This is a genomic window from Nonomuraea sp. SBT364 (assembly GCF_001083785.1).
Lineage (GTDB): Bacteria > Actinomycetota > Actinomycetes > Streptosporangiales > Streptosporangiaceae > Nonomuraea.
The window spans coordinates 146,592-165,647 of sequence record NZ_LAVL01000002.1; the positions used below are offsets into that span (position 1 = coordinate 146,592).

General features: G+C 72.4%; 20 protein-coding genes and 3 tRNA genes. 16 read left to right on the forward strand and 7 right to left on the reverse strand.

All coding sequences use genetic code 11. The annotated features are described in order from the left end of the window. The first annotated feature begins 40 nt into the window (after window positions 1-40). The 4 genes from ADY59_RS02090 to ADY59_RS02105 all read left to right on the forward strand — a co-directional run bounded on the left by ADY59_RS02090 (window position 41) and on the right by ADY59_RS02105 (window position 982). Window positions 41-112, forward strand: a tRNA-Gln gene (locus ADY59_RS02090). 45 nt (window positions 113-157) lie between these two features. Then, complete coding sequence (locus ADY59_RS02095; protein ID WP_049556899.1) at window positions 158-739, forward strand: hypothetical protein; 582 nt, start codon at window positions 158-160, stop codon at window positions 737-739. Window positions 740-815: 76 nt separating this feature from the next. Continuing rightward, window positions 816-891: transfer RNA gene (locus ADY59_RS02100), tRNA-Glu, on the forward strand. An 18-nt stretch (window positions 892-909) separates the two neighbouring features. Next, window positions 910-982: transfer RNA gene (locus ADY59_RS02105), tRNA-Glu, on the forward strand. 294 nt (window positions 983-1,276) lie between these two features. Here the strand turns inward: ADY59_RS02105 and ADY59_RS02110 are convergent. Continuing rightward, a complete protein-coding gene (locus ADY59_RS02110) occupies window positions 1,277-2,983 on the reverse strand; it encodes a hypothetical protein (protein ID WP_049556901.1) in 1,707 nt (568 codons plus the stop codon). Window positions 2,984-3,041: 58 nt separating this feature from the next. Then, window positions 3,042-3,758: an IclR family transcriptional regulator gene (locus ADY59_RS02115; RefSeq protein ID WP_049556902.1), complete on the reverse strand. Its 717-nt coding sequence runs from the start codon at window positions 3,756-3,758 to the stop codon at window positions 3,042-3,044. Between the two features lie 66 nt (window positions 3,759-3,824). On the opposite strand from ADY59_RS02115, the gene leuC reads away from it, so the two are divergent. From leuC to ADY59_RS02135, 4 genes are all read left to right on the forward strand, one after another. Beyond that, the gene (leuC, locus tag ADY59_RS02120) at window positions 3,825-5,210 is read left to right on the forward strand and encodes a 3-isopropylmalate dehydratase large subunit (RefSeq protein WP_049556904.1); all 1,386 of its coding nucleotides are present in this window, start codon (window positions 3,825-3,827) and stop codon (window positions 5,208-5,210) included. 11 nt (window positions 5,211-5,221) lie between these two features. Continuing rightward, window positions 5,222-5,809 (forward strand): 3-isopropylmalate dehydratase small subunit, encoded by a 588-nt coding sequence (leuD, locus tag ADY59_RS02125; protein WP_049556906.1) that lies wholly within the window; start codon window positions 5,222-5,224, stop codon window positions 5,807-5,809. Then, window positions 5,788-6,036: a hypothetical protein gene (locus ADY59_RS02130; protein ID WP_156325245.1), complete on the forward strand. Its 249-nt coding sequence runs from the start codon at window positions 5,788-5,790 to the stop codon at window positions 6,034-6,036. Before leuD ends, ADY59_RS02130 begins: the two co-directional genes overlap by 22 nt. 99 nt (window positions 6,037-6,135) lie before the next feature. After that, entirely contained in the window at window positions 6,136-6,435 is a 300-nt protein-coding gene (locus ADY59_RS02135) for an HU family DNA-binding protein (RefSeq protein ID WP_049556910.1), read from the forward strand. 50 nt (window positions 6,436-6,485) lie between these two features. Here ADY59_RS02135 and ADY59_RS02140 read toward each other — a convergent pair whose 3' ends face one another. Together ADY59_RS02140 and cofC are read right to left on the reverse strand one after the other, a co-directional pair. Next, a complete protein-coding gene (locus tag ADY59_RS02140) occupies window positions 6,486-6,686 on the reverse strand; it encodes a hypothetical protein (protein WP_049556912.1) in 201 nt (66 codons plus the stop codon). 10 nt (window positions 6,687-6,696) lie between these two features. After that, on the reverse strand, window positions 6,697-7,344 hold the full coding sequence (gene cofC / locus ADY59_RS02145) for a 2-phospho-L-lactate guanylyltransferase (RefSeq protein WP_049556914.1): 648 nt from the start codon (window positions 7,342-7,344) through the stop codon (window positions 6,697-6,699). 78 nt (window positions 7,345-7,422) lie between these two features. On the opposite strand from cofC, the gene ADY59_RS02150 reads away from it, so the two are divergent. The 3 genes from ADY59_RS02150 (at window position 7,423) to ADY59_RS02160 (ending at window position 10,307) form a co-directional block, all read left to right on the forward strand. Beyond that, complete coding sequence (locus tag ADY59_RS02150) at window positions 7,423-8,133, forward strand: lysophospholipid acyltransferase family protein (protein WP_049556916.1); 711 nt, start codon at window positions 7,423-7,425, stop codon at window positions 8,131-8,133. A 4-nt stretch (window positions 8,134-8,137) separates the two neighbouring features. Next, complete coding sequence (locus ADY59_RS02155; RefSeq protein ID WP_049556918.1) at window positions 8,138-9,148, forward strand: NAD(P)H-dependent glycerol-3-phosphate dehydrogenase; 1,011 nt, start codon at window positions 8,138-8,140, stop codon at window positions 9,146-9,148. A 61-nt stretch (window positions 9,149-9,209) separates the two neighbouring features. Then, window positions 9,210-10,307, forward strand: a complete 1,098-nt coding sequence (locus ADY59_RS02160; protein ID WP_049556922.1) for a D-alanine--D-alanine ligase family protein — start codon at window positions 9,210-9,212, stop codon at window positions 10,305-10,307. Here the strand turns inward: ADY59_RS02160 and ADY59_RS02165 are convergent. Further along, window positions 10,290-10,721 carry a DUF3515 domain-containing protein gene (locus ADY59_RS02165; protein WP_049556924.1) on the reverse strand — a complete coding sequence of 144 codons (432 nt, stop codon included), beginning with the start codon at window positions 10,719-10,721 and terminating at the stop codon, window positions 10,290-10,292. The genes ADY59_RS02160 and ADY59_RS02165 overlap by 18 nt on opposite strands. 13 nt (window positions 10,722-10,734) lie before the next feature. Further along, window positions 10,735-10,968, reverse strand: coding sequence for an Lrp/AsnC family transcriptional regulator (locus ADY59_RS02170; RefSeq protein ID WP_049556926.1), 234 nt, complete (start codon window positions 10,966-10,968; stop codon window positions 10,735-10,737). Between the two features lie 68 nt (window positions 10,969-11,036). Between ADY59_RS02170 and ADY59_RS02175 the strand changes: the two genes are divergently transcribed. The 3 genes from ADY59_RS02175 to thiD all read left to right on the forward strand — a co-directional run bounded on the left by ADY59_RS02175 (window position 11,037) and on the right by thiD (window position 14,671). Next, a complete protein-coding gene (locus ADY59_RS02175; RefSeq protein ID WP_442937666.1) occupies window positions 11,037-12,002 on the forward strand; it encodes a thiamine-phosphate kinase in 966 nt (321 codons plus the stop codon). A 300-nt stretch (window positions 12,003-12,302) separates the two neighbouring features. Beyond that, window positions 12,303-13,859 (forward strand): cellulose binding domain-containing protein, encoded by a 1,557-nt coding sequence (locus tag ADY59_RS02180; RefSeq protein ID WP_049556930.1) that lies wholly within the window; start codon window positions 12,303-12,305, stop codon window positions 13,857-13,859. Between the two features lie 8 nt (window positions 13,860-13,867). Then, a complete protein-coding gene (gene thiD, locus ADY59_RS02185; protein WP_156325246.1) occupies window positions 13,868-14,671 on the forward strand; it encodes a bifunctional hydroxymethylpyrimidine kinase/phosphomethylpyrimidine kinase in 804 nt (267 codons plus the stop codon). A gap of 64 nt (window positions 14,672-14,735) precedes the next feature. Here the strand turns inward: thiD and rpmB are convergent, their stop codons facing one another. After that, a complete protein-coding gene (gene rpmB, locus ADY59_RS02190; protein WP_049556934.1) occupies window positions 14,736-14,921 on the reverse strand; it encodes a 50S ribosomal protein L28 in 186 nt (61 codons plus the stop codon). Between the two features lie 202 nt (window positions 14,922-15,123). Between rpmB and ADY59_RS02195 the strand changes: the two genes are divergently transcribed. Both ADY59_RS02195 and recG read left to right on the forward strand, forming a co-directional pair. Further along, the gene (locus tag ADY59_RS02195) at window positions 15,124-16,668 is read left to right on the forward strand and encodes a DAK2 domain-containing protein (RefSeq protein ID WP_049556938.1); all 1,545 of its coding nucleotides are present in this window, start codon (window positions 15,124-15,126) and stop codon (window positions 16,666-16,668) included. A 34-nt stretch (window positions 16,669-16,702) separates the two neighbouring features. Then, window positions 16,703-18,877 (forward strand): ATP-dependent DNA helicase RecG, encoded by a 2,175-nt coding sequence (recG, locus tag ADY59_RS02200; protein WP_049556940.1) that lies wholly within the window; start codon window positions 16,703-16,705, stop codon window positions 18,875-18,877. Window positions 18,878-19,056 lie beyond the last annotated feature (179 nt).

Sequence of the window (19,056 nt, forward strand, 5' to 3'; positions counted from 1 at the left end):
CGGACGTCGCCAAGCGCGCCCCGCAGGGGTTCGTCAGCGGTGGGGTATGGTGTAATTGGCAGCACGACTGATTCTGGTTCAGTTAGTCTAGGTTCGAGTCCTGGTACCCCAGCACGGTGCGGATGCTTCACACAGAAGCATCCGCTTTCTTGTTTTCATGACCGAGTTCCGGATGCGCCGAGGGTCCTTCCTCGCGTTCACCGCCCCCTTCCTGATGCCGCTCCTGCTCTTCTTCGCGGTGTGCCTGGGGCTGGGCGCGATCTTCACGGGGAGCACCCTCGGGGGCGTCCTCGCCGGCGCCGCCTGCACGGCCGCCCTCGCCGGGGTGCTCGTGGTCAAGTACCGGCGCATGGTCGAGGGCACTGTCGTGCGCTTCTCCCCGCAGGGCGTCGAGCTGTCCGACACGTACGGCTTCCGGCTGCGCCTGGCGTGGGCCGACATCGAGCGGATCGACGTGGTGGAGAGCCGGATGGCCGGTCCGCGCGCCGTCGGCCGCCCCGGCGGCGTCCGGGTGCGCGCCGGGGCGATGCGGAGCGTCGGGCTGGTCGGCTGGGGATCGAGGGTCCTGCCGACCCGGGTCCCGCGCTGGATGCGCGACCACCTGGCCCGGGTGCCCGTCCATCCCGGGTCGGGGCTGCAGTGGCTCGGCATCCCGCTCGGCGCGCTCGACCCGCTGTGGGAGCGCGGCCCCATGGGTGACCTGGTACGGCGGCACAGACCCGATCTGATGGCCCGATAGCGGTTTGGTTGTGCTCCTCGCGGTGCGGTAGAGTTACGTCCGTTGCCGGGGAGGCCCGGCATCAGCTTGTTGACAGGGTCCCGTCGTCTAGTGGCCCAGGACGCCGCCCTCTCAAGGCGGTAGCGCCGGTTCGAATCCGGTCGGGACTACCACTGTCACAAGCTCGCGAAGGTCCCGTCGTCTAGTGGCCCAGGACGCCGCCCTCTCAAGGCGGTAGCGCCGGTTCGAATCCGGTCGGGACTACACCTTCACCGTAAGACCCGGCCCTCGGCCGGGTCTTCGTGCTTTCCGGCACCCGCCTGCGGTTCTCAGCGAGCACCGAGCGCCGAGCGCCCCGGCAGGACCGCCACCGCGGCCCCCAGAGGCACGACGGCGGTCAAGCCGGGCCGGCAGCGCCACCGGCCTCGGCGCGCCCTGAGCGGGGCCGTCCTGGACACCGCCGGCGCCTGGCATGACGCACCCCCTCCGGCCCCTGCCGGGCACGAAGAAGCGCGCCCCCGGACGGCAGACCGTACGGAGGCGCGCTCTCGTGGTGCTTCACTGCGCGGCGGACCGGGCCTTGAACAGCGCCCGGCGGGCCGTCTTGGCGATCTGCTTGTCCGGATGCACCTGGGAGATCAGGTCGAGCAGCTCCTCCACGTGCGCGTGCGGAATCTTCCAGACCACGTCCAGCAGGTTGTTGAGCAGCTCCGGCCCGATGTCGCGCAGGCTGCCCACGAACTCCTGACGGCCCAGCCCGGCGGAGATGGTCCACATGTCGAGGATCAGCCAGTTGGTGTCGTCGGGCGTGGGCTCGGGCGCGCCCTCCACGCCGAGCTGGCTCAGGTGGGTGGCCGCGTAGGGGCGCAGCGACACCTCGTCGAGCGCCGCCTGCCAGGCCGGGACGGCGGCCTCGCCGAGCGTGCCGACCACGCTGGCCGCCTGCACCCGGATCAGCGCGTCGTCGCCGTCCTTGGCCGCGGCCTCCAGCAGCTCCTCGGCCGCCCGGGCCGGCTCGCGCAGCCGCATCCAGGCGGCGAACTCCGCGTCGGCCTCCTCCTCCGGCAGCTCGGCGCTGAGCACCAGCAGCTCGTGCGCGCTCATCGACTCGATGGCCGGCCGGGCGTCGATCTCGATGTCGGAGTCGTCGAGCAGGTGGACGACGCCTTCGGTGCCGAGCGGCGTGAGGCTGACGGTGTCGCCGGAGACCTCCGTCATGCCGTAGCCCGCCAGCCATTCGAGCGCCGGGGCGAGCGGGTCGCCCGCCTCGTGCCAGGCCTGCGCGCCCAGCTCGTCGATCTCGGCGGCGGCCTCGGCCAGCTCGCGCCGGAGCCCGGCCAGGTCACGCGAGCCGCCCGCGAGCAGCAGCCTGACCAGCATGCCGCGGGTCAGGCCGGCCAGGGCCATGGTGAGGTCCTCGTCGGCCAGCTCGGGGTCGCCGTAGTCGACCGAGTGCAGGCCGAGCATCCAGGCGTCGAGCACGTCCTCGTCGTCGTCGAACGGCCACTCGGCGGTGTCGTCCTGCACGGCCACCGTGCCGCCCTCGCCCGGCTCCAGGAACTCCAGGTCGACGGCCAGGTTCCACAGGTTCCACAGGTCGGGCACCGCCTCGGCGAGCGCCCCCTCGGTCTCCGGCCTGGGCAGCCCGACGGCGGCCAGCGCCTCCTCGACCTCGGTGTCGGAGAGCAGGGTGTCCTCGCCCACCCGGCGGCCCGAGCCCACCCACAGCGCCAGGTCGCGGGCCTTGGCGATGAGCGGCACCGCGCGCGCGGCGGCGGCCAGCTCGGCGTCGGGCCGCAGCCTGATCGTGGGCAGCTCGGCCAGGTCGTCGGCGAACGCCTCGAAGTCGCCGAGGTCGCCCGTCTCGTCATCGTCCTCGACGTCCTCGATGAGGTCCTCCATCAGCTCGACGAAGTCGTCCTCCACGTCGTCGAGCTCTGCCTGCAGATCGGCGAGGGTGTCGGAGCCCTTGGCCAGCCTGCCGGTGCTCGACAGGAAGGTCAGATAGGCGTCGACGGCGGGCAGCATGCCGTCGGCGGCGGCGTCGGGGTCGTCGATGACCTTCGGCATCCGATCGAGCAGCAGGTTACGCAGGTCGGCGCGCTTCCACGTGCCGAGATCCTGCGAGAAGGCGAGACGGTGCCACAGTGCGGCGGGCCCGACGAGCTCGGGGTCGCTGTCGGGCGCGTTCGTCCGCGCCCACATGATGAACTCTTCGAGCAGGGGTCGCAGCTCAGTGGCGGCTACCTCGATGCGATCTGTCACGCACTCAGGCTAGTGTGCCAGCGACGCACTCGGCTCCCTAAATACCGGCTTTGGCGGATCATGACGTGCGTCGCATGGCTTCGGTGATCCGCTCGGCCGCGGCCATCACCGGCACCGCGTGCAGCCGCCCCGGAGCGCGGGTCAGGCGCTCGATGGGGCCCGACACGCTGACCGCCGCGATCACCTTGCCGCCGCTGCCCCTTATGGCGGCCGAGACGCTGGCCACACCCTGCTCACGCTCTCCCACGCTGTGCGCCCACCCCCTGCGCCGCACGGAGGCGAGGGTGGCCGCGGTGAACTTGGCGCCGCGCAGCCCCCGGTGCAGCCGGTCGGGCTCCTCCCAGGCCAGCAGGATCTGCGCGGCCGAGCCGGCGGTCATCGGCAGCGCCGACCCGACGGGCACGGTGTCGCGCAGGCCGCTGGACCGCTCGGCGGCGGCCACGCACACCCGTTCGTCACCCTGGCGCCGGTAGAGTTGCGCGCTCTCGCCCGTCAAGTCCCTCAACTGCATCAGCACGGGCGCGGCCACCGCGAGCAGGCGGTCCTCGCCGGCGGCCGTGGACAACTCGGAAAGCCTGGGGCCGAGCACGAACCTGCCCTGCGTGTCACGGGTCACGATGCGGTGGTGCTCAAGAGCGACGGCCAGCCGGTGGGCCGTGGGGCGTGCCAGGCCGGTGGCCTGGACGAGCTGTGCCAGGGAGGCCGGTCCGGCTTCGAGGGCATTGAGCACCAGAACGGCCTTGTCCAGTACTCCGACTCCGCTAGAGTTGTCCATACACCGATACTGCCGTCTCGACATATGAGAAGGCAAGTCGGAGGTCTGTCTCAAGGAGGAGATCCCATGGGCCGCACACTGGCCGAGAAGGTCTGGGAGCAGCACGTCGTGCGCCGCGCCGACGGCGAGCCCGACCTGCTCTACATCGACCTGCACCTCATCCACGAGGTGACCAGCCCGCAGGCGTTCGACGGTCTCCGTCTCGCCGGCCGGCCCGTGCGAAGGCCCGATCTCACCATCGCCACCGAGGACCACAACGTGCCGACCGTGCTCGGCCCGATCTCCGACCCGGTGTCCAAGACGCAGGTCGAGACCCTGCGCAAGAACGCCGCCGAGTTCGGCCTGCGGCTGCACCCGATGGGCGATGCCGGGCAGGGCGTGGTGCACATCATCGGCCCGCAGTTCGGCCTGACCCAGCCCGGCATGACGATCGTCTGCGGCGACTCCCACACCTCGACCCACGGCGCGTTCGGCGGCATCGCGTTCGGCATCGGCACCTCCGAGGTCGAGCACGTGCTGGCCACCCAGACGCTGCCCGCCTACCGGCCCAGGACGATGGCCATCGAGGTCTCCGGCGAGCTGCCCGTCGGCGTCACGGCCAAGGACCTGATCCTGGCCATCATCGCCAAGATCGGCACCGGCGGCGGCCAGGGCTACATCGTCGAGTACCGCGGCGAGGCGGTGCGCAAGCTCTCCATGGAGGGCCGCATGACGGTGTGCAACATGTCCATCGAGGCGGGCGCCAGGGCCGGCCTGATCGCCCCCGACGAGACGACGTTCGCCTACCTCGAAGGCCGCCCGCACGCGCCCTCCGGCGAGGCGTGGGACCAGGCCGTCGCCTACTGGAAGACGCTGAAGACCGACGACGACGCCGTGTTCGACAAGGTCGTCGAGATCGACGCCTCGACGCTGACCCCGTACGTCACCTGGGGCACGAACCCCGGCCAGGGCCTGCCGCTGGGCGCCAGCGTGCCCACGCCGGAGAGCTTCGCCGACCCGGTCGCCCGCTCGGCCGCCGAGCGCGCGCTCGACTACATGGGCCTGACCGCCGGCACCCCGCTGCGCGACATCGAGGTCGACACCGTCTTCGTCGGCTCGTGCACCAACGGCCGCATCGAGGACCTGCGCTCGGCCGCCGAGATCCTGCGCGGCCGCCGGGTCAAGACGCGCACGCTCATCGTCCCCGGCTCGATGCTGGTCAAGCTCCAGGCCGAGCAGGAGGGCCTGCACGAGGTGTTCAAGGCCGCCGGCGCCGAGTGGCGCGAGGCCGGCTGCTCCATGTGCCTGGGTATGAACCCCGACACCCTGCAGCCCGGCGAGCGCAGCGCCTCCACCTCCAACCGCAACTTCGAGGGCCGCCAGGGCAAGGGTGGCCGCACCCACCTGGTCTCGCCGCAGGTCGCCGCCGCGACCGCCGTCACCGGCCGCCTGACCGCCCCCGCCGACCTCTAGGAGACCCACCGATGGACGCCTTCACCACCCACACCGGTACGGCGGTGCCGCTGCGCCGCAGCAACGTCGACACCGACCAGATCATCCCGGCCGTCTGGCTCAAGCAGGTCAGCCGCACCGGGTTCGAGAGGGGCCTGTTCGCCGCCTGGCGCGAGGACCCGTCCTTCGTGCTCAACGACGCCTCCTACTCGGGCGCCTCCGTCCTGGTGTCCGGCCCCGACTTCGGCACCGGCTCCTCGCGCGAGCACGCCGTGTGGGCCCTGCAGCAGTACGGGTTCCGCGTCGTGATCGCCGCCCGGTTCGGCGACATCTTCCGCAACAACTCCACCAAGATGGGGCTGCTGCCGGTCGTCCTGCCCGACGCCCAGGTCGAGGCGCTGCAGGACGCCGTCGAGGCCGACCCCGGCCTGGAGGTGACCGTCGACCTGGAGCGGCGCGAGGTCCGCTGGGCCGGCGAGAGCGTCGCCTTCGAGATCGACGACTACACCCGCTGGCGCCTCATGGAGGGCCTGGACGACATCGGGCTGACCCTGCGTCACGCCGACGACATCACCACGTACGAGAATGGTCGGCAGCCATGGCTGCCGACGACCGTCTAGAAGACGACGACCTGGCGCGGCGGTTGCGCGAAGCGCACCGCCGCGTCCGCATGCTGCACCTGACCGACCCCGCCGGCCGCGAACGGCTGGCGCGCCACTACCTGTCCATCTGCGACCAGGCCAAGCTCGATCCGGGTCGCGCGGCCGTCCGGCTGGACAACTTCCTGGCCGCTCTCGACGAGGCCGCCGACACGCCACGCGAGGACGAAAACACGCCGGGTGATTGAGTTCGCCCGCAATCCCGCCTACTTTCGAGCGCGTAAGGGGTTTCTACGTCGACTCGTGAGCTGGAACCCCGAGCCGTAACTGGGGGAGCAGAAACTTTCATGAACAAGCGGGAACTCGTCGACGCCATCGCAGACCGCGTCGGCGACAGGAAGACGGCGACCGAGGCCGTCAACGCGATCATCGATGCCGTCCAGAAGGCAGTGGCGACCGGGGACAAGGTCTCGATCACGGGCTTCGGCGCATTCGAGATGGTGCACAAGCCGGCCAGGACGGCCAGGAACCCATCGACCGGGGCCGAGATCAAGGTGGCGGAGAGCTGGGCGCCCAAGTTCCGTCCCGGTTCGGATTTCAAGGATCTGGTGAACGAGGGCGGCAAGAAGGCCGCGAAGAAGAAGTGACATCGTCGCCGTGAAAGGCCCGGGCTCCCTTTTCGGGGGCCCGGGCCTTTTCACGGCAGCGGAAAAGTCGACAGCGTGATGTAGCCGATCTCGCCGCCGGACATCGTGAAGCTGACCCGCTGGCCGGTGCGCAACAGCAGCAGCGGCCCGGCGTCGAAGGCATGGGCGGGGAAGGCCAGCACGGTCCCGTCGTCGAGGAAGACCGAGCCGGACCGGGTCGCCTCGTCGAAACTGCGCACCGTCCCCTGCACGCCTTCCAGCCTAGACCCGATCACCGCCGGTGGGCCACAGCTCGGCGACCACCGCCGCCGTGTGCCTGCCCAGCCCGAGCTCGACGGCGGCGCGCAGGTCGTCCGGGGTGTCCACGTCGCGGCGCAGCGAGTCGACGCCCTCCAGGCACAGCTCCTTGGCCCCGCCCGCCAGGTGCTTGGCCCGCGACTCGCCGCCGAACCGCGGGGTGAAGGGCATGCCCGGCCGTACCCCGTAGAAGGTGGTGCCTACGTCGAGCGCGTCGGGCACGAACGCCTGGTCGAACTCGGCCGCGGCGGCCAGCGCGGTCGCCAGCTCGGCCGGGCGCAGCGCCGGCAGGTCGGCCTGGAGCGCGCCCACCGGGTCGCCGGGCGCCACCCGCACCGCGTGCGCGGCGCCCGTGCGCAGCGCCGTGTTGAGCCCCCGGTCGGGGTCGTGCACCACGTCGGCGCCGAGCGCGGACAGCGGTCCCGCGGCGGCCGGGTCGGCCGTCACCACGACTACCCTGGCCACCGCCGGGCAGGCGAGAGCGGCTGTGACGGTGTCGCAGGCGACCGCGACGGCCAGCCGCGTGCGGTGCGGCCCGGTGGCGGCGGCCAGCCTCGTCTTCGCCGCTACCAGCGTCTTCACCGGAATGACCAGCGACCAGCGGATGCTCATAGGCTAAGCATCGCGCCTCGACATCCCCGGCGGCCAACCGGGAGACTTGTGCGCATACGAGAGGTGTTGGAGGAGACCATGAGCCGCGTCACGCGACCGTCGCGTTTCTGGGAAACCCTGGCCGTCGTGATCGTGAAACCGCTCTCGTGGCTCCTGGTCAAGAGAGACTGGCGGCGCGGCGACCGGCTCCCGCGCACGGGAGGCTTGATCATCGCGGCCAACCACCTGTCGTGGGCCGATCCGGTGCTGCTGTCGCACTTCCTCTACAACAACGGCCGCTGGCCGATCATCCTGGCGAAGGCGGCGCTGTTCAAGGTGCCGTTCCTGGGCCACGCGGTGCGCTCGCTGTGCGCCATCCCGGTCTACCGGGGCAGCGCCGACGCCGCCAGGTCGCTGCAGGAGTCGGCGCAGCGGCTCAGGGACGGCGGCGCGATCCTGTTCTACCCCGAGGGCACCTGCACCCGCGATCCCCGGCTGTGGCCGATGGTCGGCAAGACCGGCGCCGCCCGGCTGGCCCTGGAGAGCGGCACGCAGGTGATCCCGGTCGCCCACTGGGGCGCCCACGAGCTGCTGCCCTACGGCGAGAAGCGGCCCAGGCTGTTCCCACGCAAGACCTTCCGCGTGCTGGTCGGGCCGCCGGTCGACCTGTCCAGGTACGCCGGCCTGCCGCCGCACGCCGACGTGCTGCGCGACGCCACCGCCGACATCATGGCCGCGGTCACCGCCCAGCTCGCCGAGCTGCGCGGCGAGAAGGCGCCCGAGACTCCCTACGATCCCGCCGGACGGTGACGAGATGACCAAGGCCGCCGTGTTCGGCACCGGCTCCTGGGGGACCACGTTCGCGATGATCCTCGCCGAGGCGGGCAACAGGACCATCCTGTACGGGCGCCGCCGCGAGGTGGTCGAGTCGATCGACCGTACGCACATGAACACCGACTACCTGCCCGGCGTCGCGCTGCCCACCTCGCTGCGCGCCACCACCGACGTGGCCGAGGCGCTCGACGGGGCCGACTTCGTGGTGCTGGCCGTGCCGTCGCAGACGCTGCGGGCCAACCTGACGGCCTGGCGCGAGCACATCCCGCGCGACGCGGTGCTGGTGAGCCTGATGAAGGGCATCGAGCTCGGCACCACCAAGCGGATGAGCGAGGTGATCCGCGAGGTCGCCGGGGTGCCGCGGGAGCGGGTCGCGGTGGTCTCCGGGCCCAACCTGGCCAAGGAGATCGCCCAGCGCCAGCCCGCCGCCGCGGTCGTCGCCTGTGCCGACGAGGGCGTCGCCGGCCGGCTGCAGAAGGCCTGCCACCTGCCGCCGTGGTTCCGCCCCTACACCAACACCGACGTCGTCGGCGTGGAGCTCGGCGGTGCCGTGAAGAACGTGATCGCGCTGGCCGTCGGCGTGGCGGCGGGCATGGGCATGGGCGACAACGTCGGCGCCCTGCTCATGACCAGGGGCCTGGCCGAGATCTCCCGCCTGGGCGCCGCGCTCGGCGCCGACCCGCACACCTTCGCCGGGCTGGCCGGCATGGGCGATCTGGTGGCCACCTGCACCTCGCCGCTGTCACGCAACCGCACCTTCGGCGAGAACCTGGGGCGCGGCATGACGCTGGAGGAGGTCGTCGCGGCCACCCGGCAGACCGCCGAGGGCGTCAAATCCTGCGAATCGGTGCTGGAGCTGGCCAGGAAGCACGACGTGGAGATGCCCATCACCGAGGTGGTCGTCGGCGTCGTGCACGACGGCATGTCGCCTACCGAGGCGGGGATGCTGCTCATGTCCCGCTCACCCAAACCAGAGCGTTACGGCGTCTGATGTCCCGAAACACGCGTGCTCGACTCGCTGTTGCCGGGGCACGCCGGTAGATTCGGACCTCATGAGCAAGCCACGCGTCGCCGTCGTTTTCGGAGGTCGCAATTCCGAGCATGCCGTGTCCCTGATGGGGGCGGGCAGCGTGCTGGAGGCGATCGACAGGAGCAAGTACGAGGTGATCCCCATCGGGATCGCCCAGGACGGCAGGTGGGTGCTGGCCTCGGCCGGTCAGCGGTTCCAGATCGAGGAAGGCGAGCTGCCCGCCGTCGACACCACCGGTGCGGCGCTCGCACTGCCTTCCGGCGGCGGTTCCCTCGTGGCCTACGACCCGGGCAGCATCCCGGTCGAGCTGGGCTCGGTCGACGTGGTGTTCCCGGTGATGCACGGGCCGTTCGCCGAGGACGGCACCATCCAGGGGCTGCTGGAGATGGCCGGGGTCCGCTACGTCGGCTCCGGAGTGCTGGCCAGCGCGGTCGGCATGGACAAGGGCCACATGAAGACGGTCCTGGCCGCCGCCGGGCTGCCGATCGGCCGCTACGTGGTGGTCCGCGACCGCGACTGGCGGCTCGACCGCGACCGGGTGCTGAAGGAGGCCGAGGAGCAGCTCGGCTGGCCGGTGTTCGTCAAGCCGGCCAGGGCCGGGTCCTCGCAGGGCATCTCCAAGGCGCACGACCGGGCGGGGCTGGAGCAGGCCGTCGAGTTCGCCAGGCGGCACGATCCGAAGGTGCTCATCGAGGAGGCCATGACCGGCCGCGAGGTCGAGTGCGCGGTGCTGGAGTCGCTCGGCGACGACCCGCCCGCCGCGTCGGCGCCCGGCGAGGTCAGGGTGGAGGGCGGTCAGGAGTTCTTCGACTTCGAGGCCAAGTACTACCCCGACCAGATGTCGCTCACCGTGCCGGCCGGCATCCCGGCCGAGGCCGCCGAGGAGCTGCGGGCGATGGCGGTGCGCGCGTTCGAGGCGCTGGAGTGCGAGGGGCTGGCGCGGGTCGACTTCTTCTACACGCCCGAGGGCAGGCTGGTGCTCAACGAGATCAACACCATGCCGGGCTTCACCTCGCTCTCGGTGGCGCCGCAGCTCTGGGCCGCCTCCGGGCTGCCCTACCCGGCGCTGGTCGACCGGCTCGTCCAGCTCGCGCTCAACCGGTCACCGGGGCTGCGCTGACACCTGGCCGATCGGGTCCGACAGCTCGGCGAGCACCTCGGCGGCCACGTGTGAGCCGCCGACCGTGACCTCCACGTAGAGCGGCGCGGCGACGGCGGTGAACAGGGTGGGCCTTTCGGGATCGGCGAACCAGCCCACCCCGTTGATCTCCTGGAGCTGGTCGGTGGGCGCCATCCGGGCCGGCCTGGGCACGCCGCAGCGCAGCGCGACCGTGCCCGGCCCCCACACGGCGACGTACGGGGAGGCGGGCGTGGACTCGGTGCGGCCGTCGGGCCCGATCTTGTCGGGCAGCATCCCGGCCAGCCGGTCGCAGGCCGCCACCGCCTCGCCCTCGGGCACCGGCGGCTCCACCTGGACGGCGCCACCGCAGCCGGCCAGTGCGAACAGGACAAACAGGACGGCGGCCGTACGCATGGAAAGATCTACCTTAGATATGGACAATCGGACACGTAAGGGTACGCGTGATGCCCTCCACGGCCTGGATCTGGGCCACGACGAGCTTGCCCAGCTCGTCGACGTTGCGGGCCTCGGCGCGCACGATCACGTCATAGGGGCCGGTCACGTCTTCCGCCTGAGTCACCCCGGCGATGCCGGAGATCTCGTGGGCCACCGCCGCCGCCTTGCCGACCTCGGTCTGAATAAGGATGTAGGCCTGCACCATTACGTCCTCCCAGGCGATTGGATCACGCCGAAGGGCCACCGTACCCTGTGAGCGTCAGGAGGTGCGTCATCACAGTCGGTGAACTCGGCGAGTTCGGAGTTGTGGCCCGTATCACCGGGCGCCTGCCACAGGGCGCCGCGGTTTTGCTTGGGCCGGGCGACGACGCCGCGATGGTCGGCGCGCCGGACGGGCGCGTCGTGGTCTCTACGGATCTACTGATCGAGGGTAGGCACTTCCGCCGCCATTGGTCCAGCGGCTACGACGTGGGCCGCAAGGCCGCGGCCCAGAATCTCGCCGACGTGGCCGCCATGGGCGCCGTGCCGACGTCGATCGTCGTCGGGCTCGGCATCCCGTCCTCGCTGCCGGTCGACTGGCTCGACGCGCTCACCGACGGCTTCCGCGACGAGTGCGCCCTGGTGGGGGCCGGTGTCGCGGGGGGTGACGTCACCCGGTGCGACCTGGTGGTCATCGGGGTCACGGCGCTGGGCGACCTCCAGGGCCGGCCGCCGGTGACCCGCGCCGCCGCCCGGCCCGGTCATGTGGTGGCGGTGGCCGGGCGGCTCGGCTACTCGGCGGCCGGGCTGTCCCTGCTGGAGGCGGGCAGGGTCAACGGTCAGGATCACGCCGAGGGGGAGCGGGTCTGGGGGGAGGCGGTGGCGCGGCACCGGCGGCCGTGCCCTCCGTACGAATGCGGGCCGGAGGCGGCGCGCCTGGGCGCGAGCGCCATGCTGGACGTCAGCGACGGGCTGCTGCAGGACCTCGGGCACATCGCCGTGGCCAGCGGCGTACGCGTCGAGCTGGACCCGCGGGCGCTCCCGCTGGCGGAGCCGGTGGCGGCGGCGGCCAAGGAGCTGGGCGCCGACCCGCTCGACTGGGTGCTCACCGGCGGCGAGGATCACGCGCTGGCCGCGACCTTCCCTCCGGAGGTACGGCTTCCGGCGTCCTGGCAGGTCGTGGGGCACGTGGTCGCGGGGGAGGGCGTCGGGGTCACCGGGCGTGAGACGGGGCCCGGCGGATGGGATCACTTTAGGTGACCGCATAGCCCGATTTGCGTAGTATTTTCCGAATTTAGGCCGTGACTGCGGGGAATGCTGGGACAAAGGCGTAGTAAAGGTGTTATGAAGATTGGCGGCCAACTGTAACCGGCAGAGAGGGCTGTCATGGGCCGCCACGGCACAGGTGGATCCGAAGATGGGGATGAACAGGGGGAAACCAGCGCCTTTTGGGGTTCGCAAGACGAGCAGCCCGAGTCCTTCTGGGGCAAGGAGCAGCCGTCCGAGCCGGGCTGGCCGTCGCTGCCTGACCAGGTCGAGGTGACGGGCCAGTGGGCTCCCATGCCCCAGCGGGACGAGAACCCGTCCACCGCCGTGCCGCAGTCCGACCCGTTCGAGGTCACCGGCGCCTTCGCGACGCCGCCCCGTCCCGAGCCCGGCCGCCCGTTCCCGTCGCCTGAGCAGCCCTTCGAGACCACGGGCGCCTTCGTGCGCCCCGCCTCCTGGGACGACGTCCCCGGCGTCCCCGACGCGCCCGACGCCGTCCGGCCGCCGCAGGACCCGCCCAGGCCGCCCAGCGTCTTCGACCCGGCCCCCCGCGACCGCACGGCCGTCTACGGCCCCCCGCCGGGCACGTTCGACCAGGGGCCCCCGCCGGGCACGTTCGATCAGGGCCCCCCGCCGGGCACGTTCGATCAGGGACGCCAGGCGGATCCGTTCGACCAGGGCCCGCGGACGGGCTCGTTCGACCGGGCGGGCGCCGATCATCCCAACCCGTACGCGCGTCCCGGCGCGTTCGCCGGCGACGAGGCGTTCGACGAGGGCCCGGCGGAGCGGACCGGCGCGTACGACCCCTTCCCCGGCGACCGTACGGCCAGGTTCGACCCGCCCGCCGGCGGCCCGCCCGAGCCGGGCGACGTCAAGGTGTACGGCGAGCCGACGATGGCAGCGCCGACCCCGGCGTGGGCCGAGGCGGAATCGGGCTTCCTGGGCTCGGGCTGGTCGTCGGACGGCGAGCAGCCCGCGGAACCGGAGCCGAGCTCACGGCGCGGCCGCCGCAAACCGCCCAAGGACCCCTACGACGCCCCGTCCGGCGGCAGGGGCAAGCTGGCCCTGCTCTCCGTGGCCGCGGTGGCCATCGTGCTCGGCGGCACCGTCGCGGGCGTCAAGATGATGAGCTCCGGCGGCTCGTCGGACTGCCCCGGCGGCAACTGCGCCGCCGTCCAGGCGAGCAACCAGCCCGCCCCCGCGGTGTCCGAGCCCGAGGGCTCCGAGCCGGTGGCGGACCCGGCCGAGGATCCGCTGGAGGAGGAGCCGACGGAGAAGGAGAGCGAGCCGGCCGACACCCCCGAGCCGAGGGTCACCGACACCCCGGTCCAGCCGCGCCGCACCCCCACCCCGAGCCCCAAGCCCACCAAGACCAAGTCCAAGCAGGCCCAGGAGCCGGTCGAGGAGCCGGTCGAGGACATCATCGAGGAAGCCCCGACGGAGACGCCCAGCGAGGCGATCTCGACGCTGGGCGACGCCCAGGGCCGGCCCACGCAGGACACCGCGCCCCAGGCGACCGCCACGGCCACCACCCAGATGGCCGCGGGCGGCAGCTCGGTGCAGGTCGACTTCGACGTGGTCAAGCAGGGCCTGACCGGCTACACCGCCGCGCTGAACGTCCGCAACTCCTCCGCCGGGCCACTGAAGGCCCTCACGCTGTCGCTGCCCGTACGCGGCCGCGTCACGGACGTCGACGGCGCCGGCTGGACCCAGGACGGGAACCTGCTGATCGTGGACCTGTCCACGACGATCGCGACCGGCGGCTCCAGCGAGATCACCATCAAGGCCCTCGGCAGGGCCGGTCAGCCGCGCAGCTGCGGCATGGTCGGCGGGGAGTGCTCCGTCAGCTAAGTGGTTGGATGGGGGATATGACGGTTTCGACTCCCCCACGCGTGCTGACCGTCGCCGGATCCGACTCCGGCGGCGGCGCGGGCATCCAGGCCGATCTGAAGACCATGCTGGCTCTGGGCGTGCACGGCATGAGTGTGATCGCCGCGGTCACCGCCCAGAACTCCGTAGGCGTCCAGGGCTACTGGGAACTGCCGCCGGAGGCGGTGCGCGCCCAGCTCGACTCGGTGCTCGGCGACATCGGCGCCCAGGCCGTCAAGACCGGCATGCTGGCGTCGCCCGCGCTGGTCGAGCTGGTGGCCGAGGCGCTGGACGGCTACGCCGCGCCGCTGGTGGTGGATCCGGTGGGGGTGTCCAAGCACGGCGACTCGCTGCTCGCCCCCGAGGCCGTCGAGACGCTCAGGACGCGCCTGCTGCCTGTGGCCACCGTCGTCACGCCCAACCTGTGGGAGGTGGAGCAGCTCACCGACGTCAAGGTCGAGGACGAGAACGACCTGCGGCGGGCCGCCGACGCCATCCTGCGGCTCGGCCCCACCTGGGCGCTGGTGAAGGGCGGCCACCTGCCGGGCGAGCCCGTCGACCTCCTCACCGACGGCACCACCGAGCACCGCTTCACCGCCGAACGCCTCGACAACCGCCACACCCACGGCACCGGCTGCACCCTCGCCTCCGCCATCGCCTCACACCTGGCCCTGGGCGAGGACGTGCCGGGCGCGGTCGCCAAGGCCAAGGCGTACGTGACGGGCGCGATCGCCCACGGCTTCCCCCTCGGCGCGGGCATCGGCCCCGTGGACCACGGCTGGCGGCAGCGCTGACGGGCCCGGGCACGCCGGAGGCCCGCCGCTCGGGATGAGCGGCGGGCCTCCGGGAAAGCGTGGGTCAGCGGGTGACCTTGCCCGCCTTGATGCACGAGGTGCACACGTTCAGCTTCTTCGGCGTGCCGCCGATGACCGCGCGAACCGTCTGGATGTTGGGGTTCCAACGACGGCGGGTGCGGCGGTGGGAGTGGGACACGTTGTTGCCGAAGGTCGGCCCCTTGCGGCAGACATCGCAGACGGAAGCCACGGTATCGCTCCTTAAAACAGTCGATGTAGCCCGGTCCGCTGATGTTTCGTCGGGCGGAGGGCATGCCGGGACAACCGGCCAGCCAGACGAGAATATCCGATCCGCACCACCGGGGCGAACTCGATCACCACTGGACTGCGCCAGACGCGGCGATATTCTCCTCGATTAACGGTAGCGCACGCGGGGAGGTCGGAGCGCGCACATGGAGGTTCTCGACCCGCCCGCGGTGCGGCGCTGGGCCCGCCTGGCCGCCGACGCGCTCGGCAGGGCCAGGGGCGACATCGACGCGCTCAACGTGTTCCCGGTCGCCGACGGCGACACCGGCACCAACCTGCATCTGACCATGCTGTCGGCGGCCGAGGCCGTCGAGTCGCTGCCCGACGACGTCGGCGGCGAGGTCGTGTGGCAGACGCTCTCCTACGGGGCGCTGGTCGGGGCGCGCGGCAATTCCGGGGTCATCGTCAGCCAGGCCCTGCGCGGGCTGGCCGAGGTGCTGAAGGACGGCTCCGACCTGCGGGCCGGGCTCGCCAGGGCGGCCGCGCTCGCCAGGCAGAGCGTCGCCAGGCCCGTCGACGGCACGGTGCTGAGCGTGCTGGGCGCCGCCGCGCAGGCCGTACAAGACGTGGAGAGCGGGCCGGGCGAGGTGGCGCGCCTGGCCGCCGAGGCCGCCCGCGCGGCGCTGCGCCGTACCCCCGACCAGCTCGACGTGCTGGCCCGCAGCGGCGTCGTGGACGCGGGCGGGGCCGGGCTGGCGATCGTGCTCGAATCGCTCGCGGCGGTCATCACCGGTGTCCACCGCGAGCGCTACGAGGTGCCCGGGCCGACCGCGCGGGTGTCGCCGATGACCGAGGTGGGCGCGGGCTACGAGGTGATGTACCTGCTCGACGCGGAGGAGGAGGCGGTCGCGCGGCTGCGCGGCGAGCTCGACGCCATGGGCGACTCGCTCGTCGTGGTGGGCGGCGACGGGCTGTGGAACGTGCACGTGCACGTCGGCGAGGCGGGCCCGGCGGTCGAGGCGGGGATGCGGGCCGGCCGGCCGCACCGCATCAGGATCACCTACCTGGCCGAGCGCACGCACCGCGCCGGTCCGGGCAGGGGAGTGGTGGCCGTCGCCGCGGGTGACGGGATCGCCGCCCTGTTCGAGGAGTGCGGCGCGGTCGTCGTCCGGCGCGAGCCAGGCGGCCGGCCGGCCCTGCCCGCCATGCTCGCCGCCATCCGGCGGGCCGGTGACGAGGTCGTCGTGCTGCCCAACGACGAGGCCGCGGGCGCCGTGGCCGCCGCCGCCGGGGAGATCGCCCGCGAGGACGGCGTCATGGTGAGCGTGCTGCCGACGAGGGCGACGGTGCAGGGCCTGGCCGCGCTGGCCGTGCACGACCCGCTGCGGCGCTTCGACGACGACGTGGTGGCGATGACCGACGCGGCCGGCCACACCCGCCACGGCCACCTCGTACTGGCCGACCAGGAGGCGGTCACCAGCGCCGGCCTGTGCCGCCCCGGCGACGTGCTCGGGCTGATCGACGGCGACGTGGCGGTGATCGGCGACACGCTCGACAGCGTGGCCACGCTGGTCGTGGACCGGATGGTGGCGGGCGGCGGCGAGCTGGTGACCCTGGTCACGGGCGCCCACGCCCCGGTACGGCTCGCCGAGCACGTGGCCGGGCACCTCGGCCGCGTCAGGCCCGACGTGGACCTCGTCGTCTACCAGGGGGAGCAGGGCGGTTATCCACTGCTCATCGGCGTCGAGTGATTCCTGTCGGCCACAAGCGGTAGAACTAGGTGGCGTGAGCCGTTTCGACGAGCCTCTGACGAAGGCGCTCGACCCGAAGACCGCCAAGCTGCTGCACACCGTGCTCGGCCTGGAGACGGTCGGCGACCTGCTACGCCACTACCCCCGGCGCTATGCCGAGCGCGGCGAGCTGACCTCGCTCGACGCGCTGGAGGTCGACGAGCACGTCACCGTGGTGGGCGAGGTCACGCGGCTGATGCGCAAACCCATGCGCAACCGCGGCGGCACCTGGCTGGAGGTCGAGGTCGTCGACGGCAGCGGCAGCAGGATCTACCTGTCGTTCTTCGGCAAGGGCTCCCACGTGGCCGAGTCGCGGCTCAAGCCGGGGCGGCGCGGCATGTTCGCCGGCAAGGTGGGGCTGTTCGGCTCGCGCGGCAAGCCGCGCTGGCAGCTCGCGCACCCCGAGTTCGAGCTGTTCGAGGAGGGCGAGGCGAGCGCCGAGGAGTTCGCGGCGGCGCCGGTGCCCATCTATCCGGCGGGCAAGGACCTCACGCCGTGGGCGATCAGGCGGGCGATCGGCATGGTGCTCGACACGCTGGGCCCGCTCGACGACCCGCTGCCCGCGGACCTGCGCGCCCGGCACGCCCTGCCGGGCCTCGACGACGCGCTGTCGGCCGTGCACCGGCCCAAAGACTTCGGTGACGTGCAGCGGGCGCGCAAGCGGCTGAAGTTCGACGAGGCGTTCCTGCTGCAGGCCGTGCTGCTGCAGCGCAGGCAGGCGGCGACCGCGTGGCCGGCCAGGCCGCGTCCCCGCCGCGACGGCGGGATGCTGTCCGACTTCGACGCGCGGCTGCCGTTCTCGCTCACCGAGGGCCAGGCGGCCGTCGGCGAGGAGATCGCCGCCGACCTGGCGCTGGAGCACCCGATGCACCGGCTGCTGCAGGGCGAGGTGGGCGCGGGCAAGACCGTCGTCGCGCTGCGGGCCATGCTGCAGGTGGTCGACGCGGGCGGCCAGGCCGTGCTGCTCGCCCCGACCGAGGTGCTCGCCCAGCAGCACCATCGCTCGATCAGCGGCATGCTGGGCGACCTGGCGCAGGGCGGCATGTTCGGGGGCACCGCCGTCACGCTGCTCACCGGCTCGATGGGGGCCGCGGCCCGGCGGTCGGCGCTGCTCGACGCCGCCTCGGGCACCGCCGGGATCGTCGTGGGCACGCACGCGCTGCTGCAGGAGCACGTCCAGTTCGCCGATCTCGGCCTGGTGGTGGTCGACGAGCAGCACCGCTTCGGCGTCGAGCAGCGTGACGCGCTGCGCGAGAAGGCCGGTGACGCCCGGCCGCACGTCCTGGTGATGACGGCGACGCCGATCCCGCGCACCGTCGCCATGACGGTCTTCGGCGACCTGGAGGTGTCCACGCTCTCGCAGCTCCCCTCCGGGCGGGCGCCCATCACCACGCACGTCGTCCCGGCCGCCGAGAAGCCGCACTACCTGGAGCGCACCTGGGCACGGGTGCGCGAGGAGGTGGGGCTGGGCCGTCAGGCGTACATCGTCTGCCCCCGCATCGGCGACCTGGAGGGAGACGAGGGAGACCTGGCGGCCTCCGCCGACGAGGAGCGCCGGCCGCCGCTGGCCGTCCTGGAGGTGGCCGAGATGCTGTCCGAGGGGCCCTTCCACGACCTGCGGGTGGCTGTGCTGCACGGCAAGCTGCCGCCGGAGGAGAAAGACGCGATCATGCGCTCGTTCGGCCGGGGCGAGATCGACATCCTGGTGGCGACCACGGTGATCGAGGTGGGCGTGGACGTGCCCAACTCGTCGGTGATGATCATCATGGACGCCGACCGGTTCGGGGTCTCCCAGCTCCACCAGCTGCGCGGGCGGGTCGGCCGAGGAGGGCTGCCGGGGCTGTGCCTGCTGGTGTCCGACTTCCCGGAGAACACGCCGGCCCGGGCCCGTCTCGACGCGGTGGCGGCCACGCTCGACGGGTTCGAGCTGTCACGGGTGGACCTGGAGCAGCGGCGCGAGGGCGACGTGCTGGGAGCGGCCCAGTCCGGCAAGCGGTCGTCGCTCAAGATGCTGCAGCTCCTGCGGGACGAGGAGGTCATCGCCACGGCCCGCGACGAGGCCGCCGCCCTGCTGGCCGCCGACCCCGACCTGTCGTCCCACGCCGGCCTCCGCTCGGAGATCGAGCGGCTCCTGGCGGACGAACGAGCGGAATACCTGGAAAAAACCTGACCCCCCGTCCCACCGCCGGGGCCGCCTCCCCACCGTCCCAAGGGCCGGGGGCGCCGGGGAGGGGCGGAAGAGGTGAGCGCCGGAGAAGAATGTAAAAGGCCCAGCCGCGGGGACGGCCTCCCCCCGAATGCCGTCCCCGGCTGGGCCCACCCTCGGGTCAGGTGCCGAGGGAACCGGCG

Excerpts from the sequence above, each read along its gene's own strand:
- cofC (WP_049556914.1), bottom strand. The coding sequence starts at position 7,344 with ATGAGCATCCGCTGGTCGCTGGTCATTCCGGTGAAGACGCTGGTAGCG.
- ADY59_RS02155 (WP_049556918.1), top strand. The coding sequence starts at position 8,138 with ATGACCAAGGCCGCCGTGTTCGGCACCGGCTCCTGGGGGACCACGTTC.
- ADY59_RS02135 (WP_049556910.1), top strand. The coding sequence starts at position 6,136 with ATGAACAAGCGGGAACTCGTCGACGCCATCGCAGACCGCGTCGGCGAC.
- ADY59_RS02095 (WP_049556899.1), top strand. The coding sequence starts at position 158 with ATGACCGAGTTCCGGATGCGCCGAGGGTCCTTCCTCGCGTTCACCGCC.
- ADY59_RS02180 (WP_049556930.1), top strand. The coding sequence starts at position 12,303 with ATGCCCCAGCGGGACGAGAACCCGTCCACCGCCGTGCCGCAGTCCGAC.
- ADY59_RS02150 (WP_049556916.1), top strand. The coding sequence starts at position 7,423 with ATGAGCCGCGTCACGCGACCGTCGCGTTTCTGGGAAACCCTGGCCGTC.
- thiD (WP_156325246.1), top strand. The coding sequence starts at position 13,868 with ATGGGGGATATGACGGTTTCGACTCCCCCACGCGTGCTGACCGTCGCC.
- ADY59_RS02170 (WP_049556926.1), bottom strand. The coding sequence starts at position 10,968 with ATGGTGCAGGCCTACATCCTTATTCAGACCGAGGTCGGCAAGGCGGCG.
- ADY59_RS02195 (WP_049556938.1), top strand. The coding sequence starts at position 15,124 with ATGGAGGTTCTCGACCCGCCCGCGGTGCGGCGCTGGGCCCGCCTGGCC.
- ADY59_RS02165 (WP_049556924.1), bottom strand. The coding sequence starts at position 10,721 with ATGCGTACGGCCGCCGTCCTGTTTGTCCTGTTCGCACTGGCCGGCTGC.
- leuD (WP_049556906.1), top strand. The coding sequence starts at position 5,222 with ATGGACGCCTTCACCACCCACACCGGTACGGCGGTGCCGCTGCGCCGC.
- ADY59_RS02160 (WP_049556922.1), top strand. The coding sequence starts at position 9,210 with ATGAGCAAGCCACGCGTCGCCGTCGTTTTCGGAGGTCGCAATTCCGAG.
- leuC (WP_049556904.1), top strand. The coding sequence starts at position 3,825 with ATGGGCCGCACACTGGCCGAGAAGGTCTGGGAGCAGCACGTCGTGCGC.
- ADY59_RS02130 (WP_156325245.1), top strand. The coding sequence starts at position 5,788 with ATGGCTGCCGACGACCGTCTAGAAGACGACGACCTGGCGCGGCGGTTG.
- ADY59_RS02115 (WP_049556902.1), bottom strand. The coding sequence starts at position 3,758 with ATGGACAACTCTAGCGGAGTCGGAGTACTGGACAAGGCCGTTCTGGTG.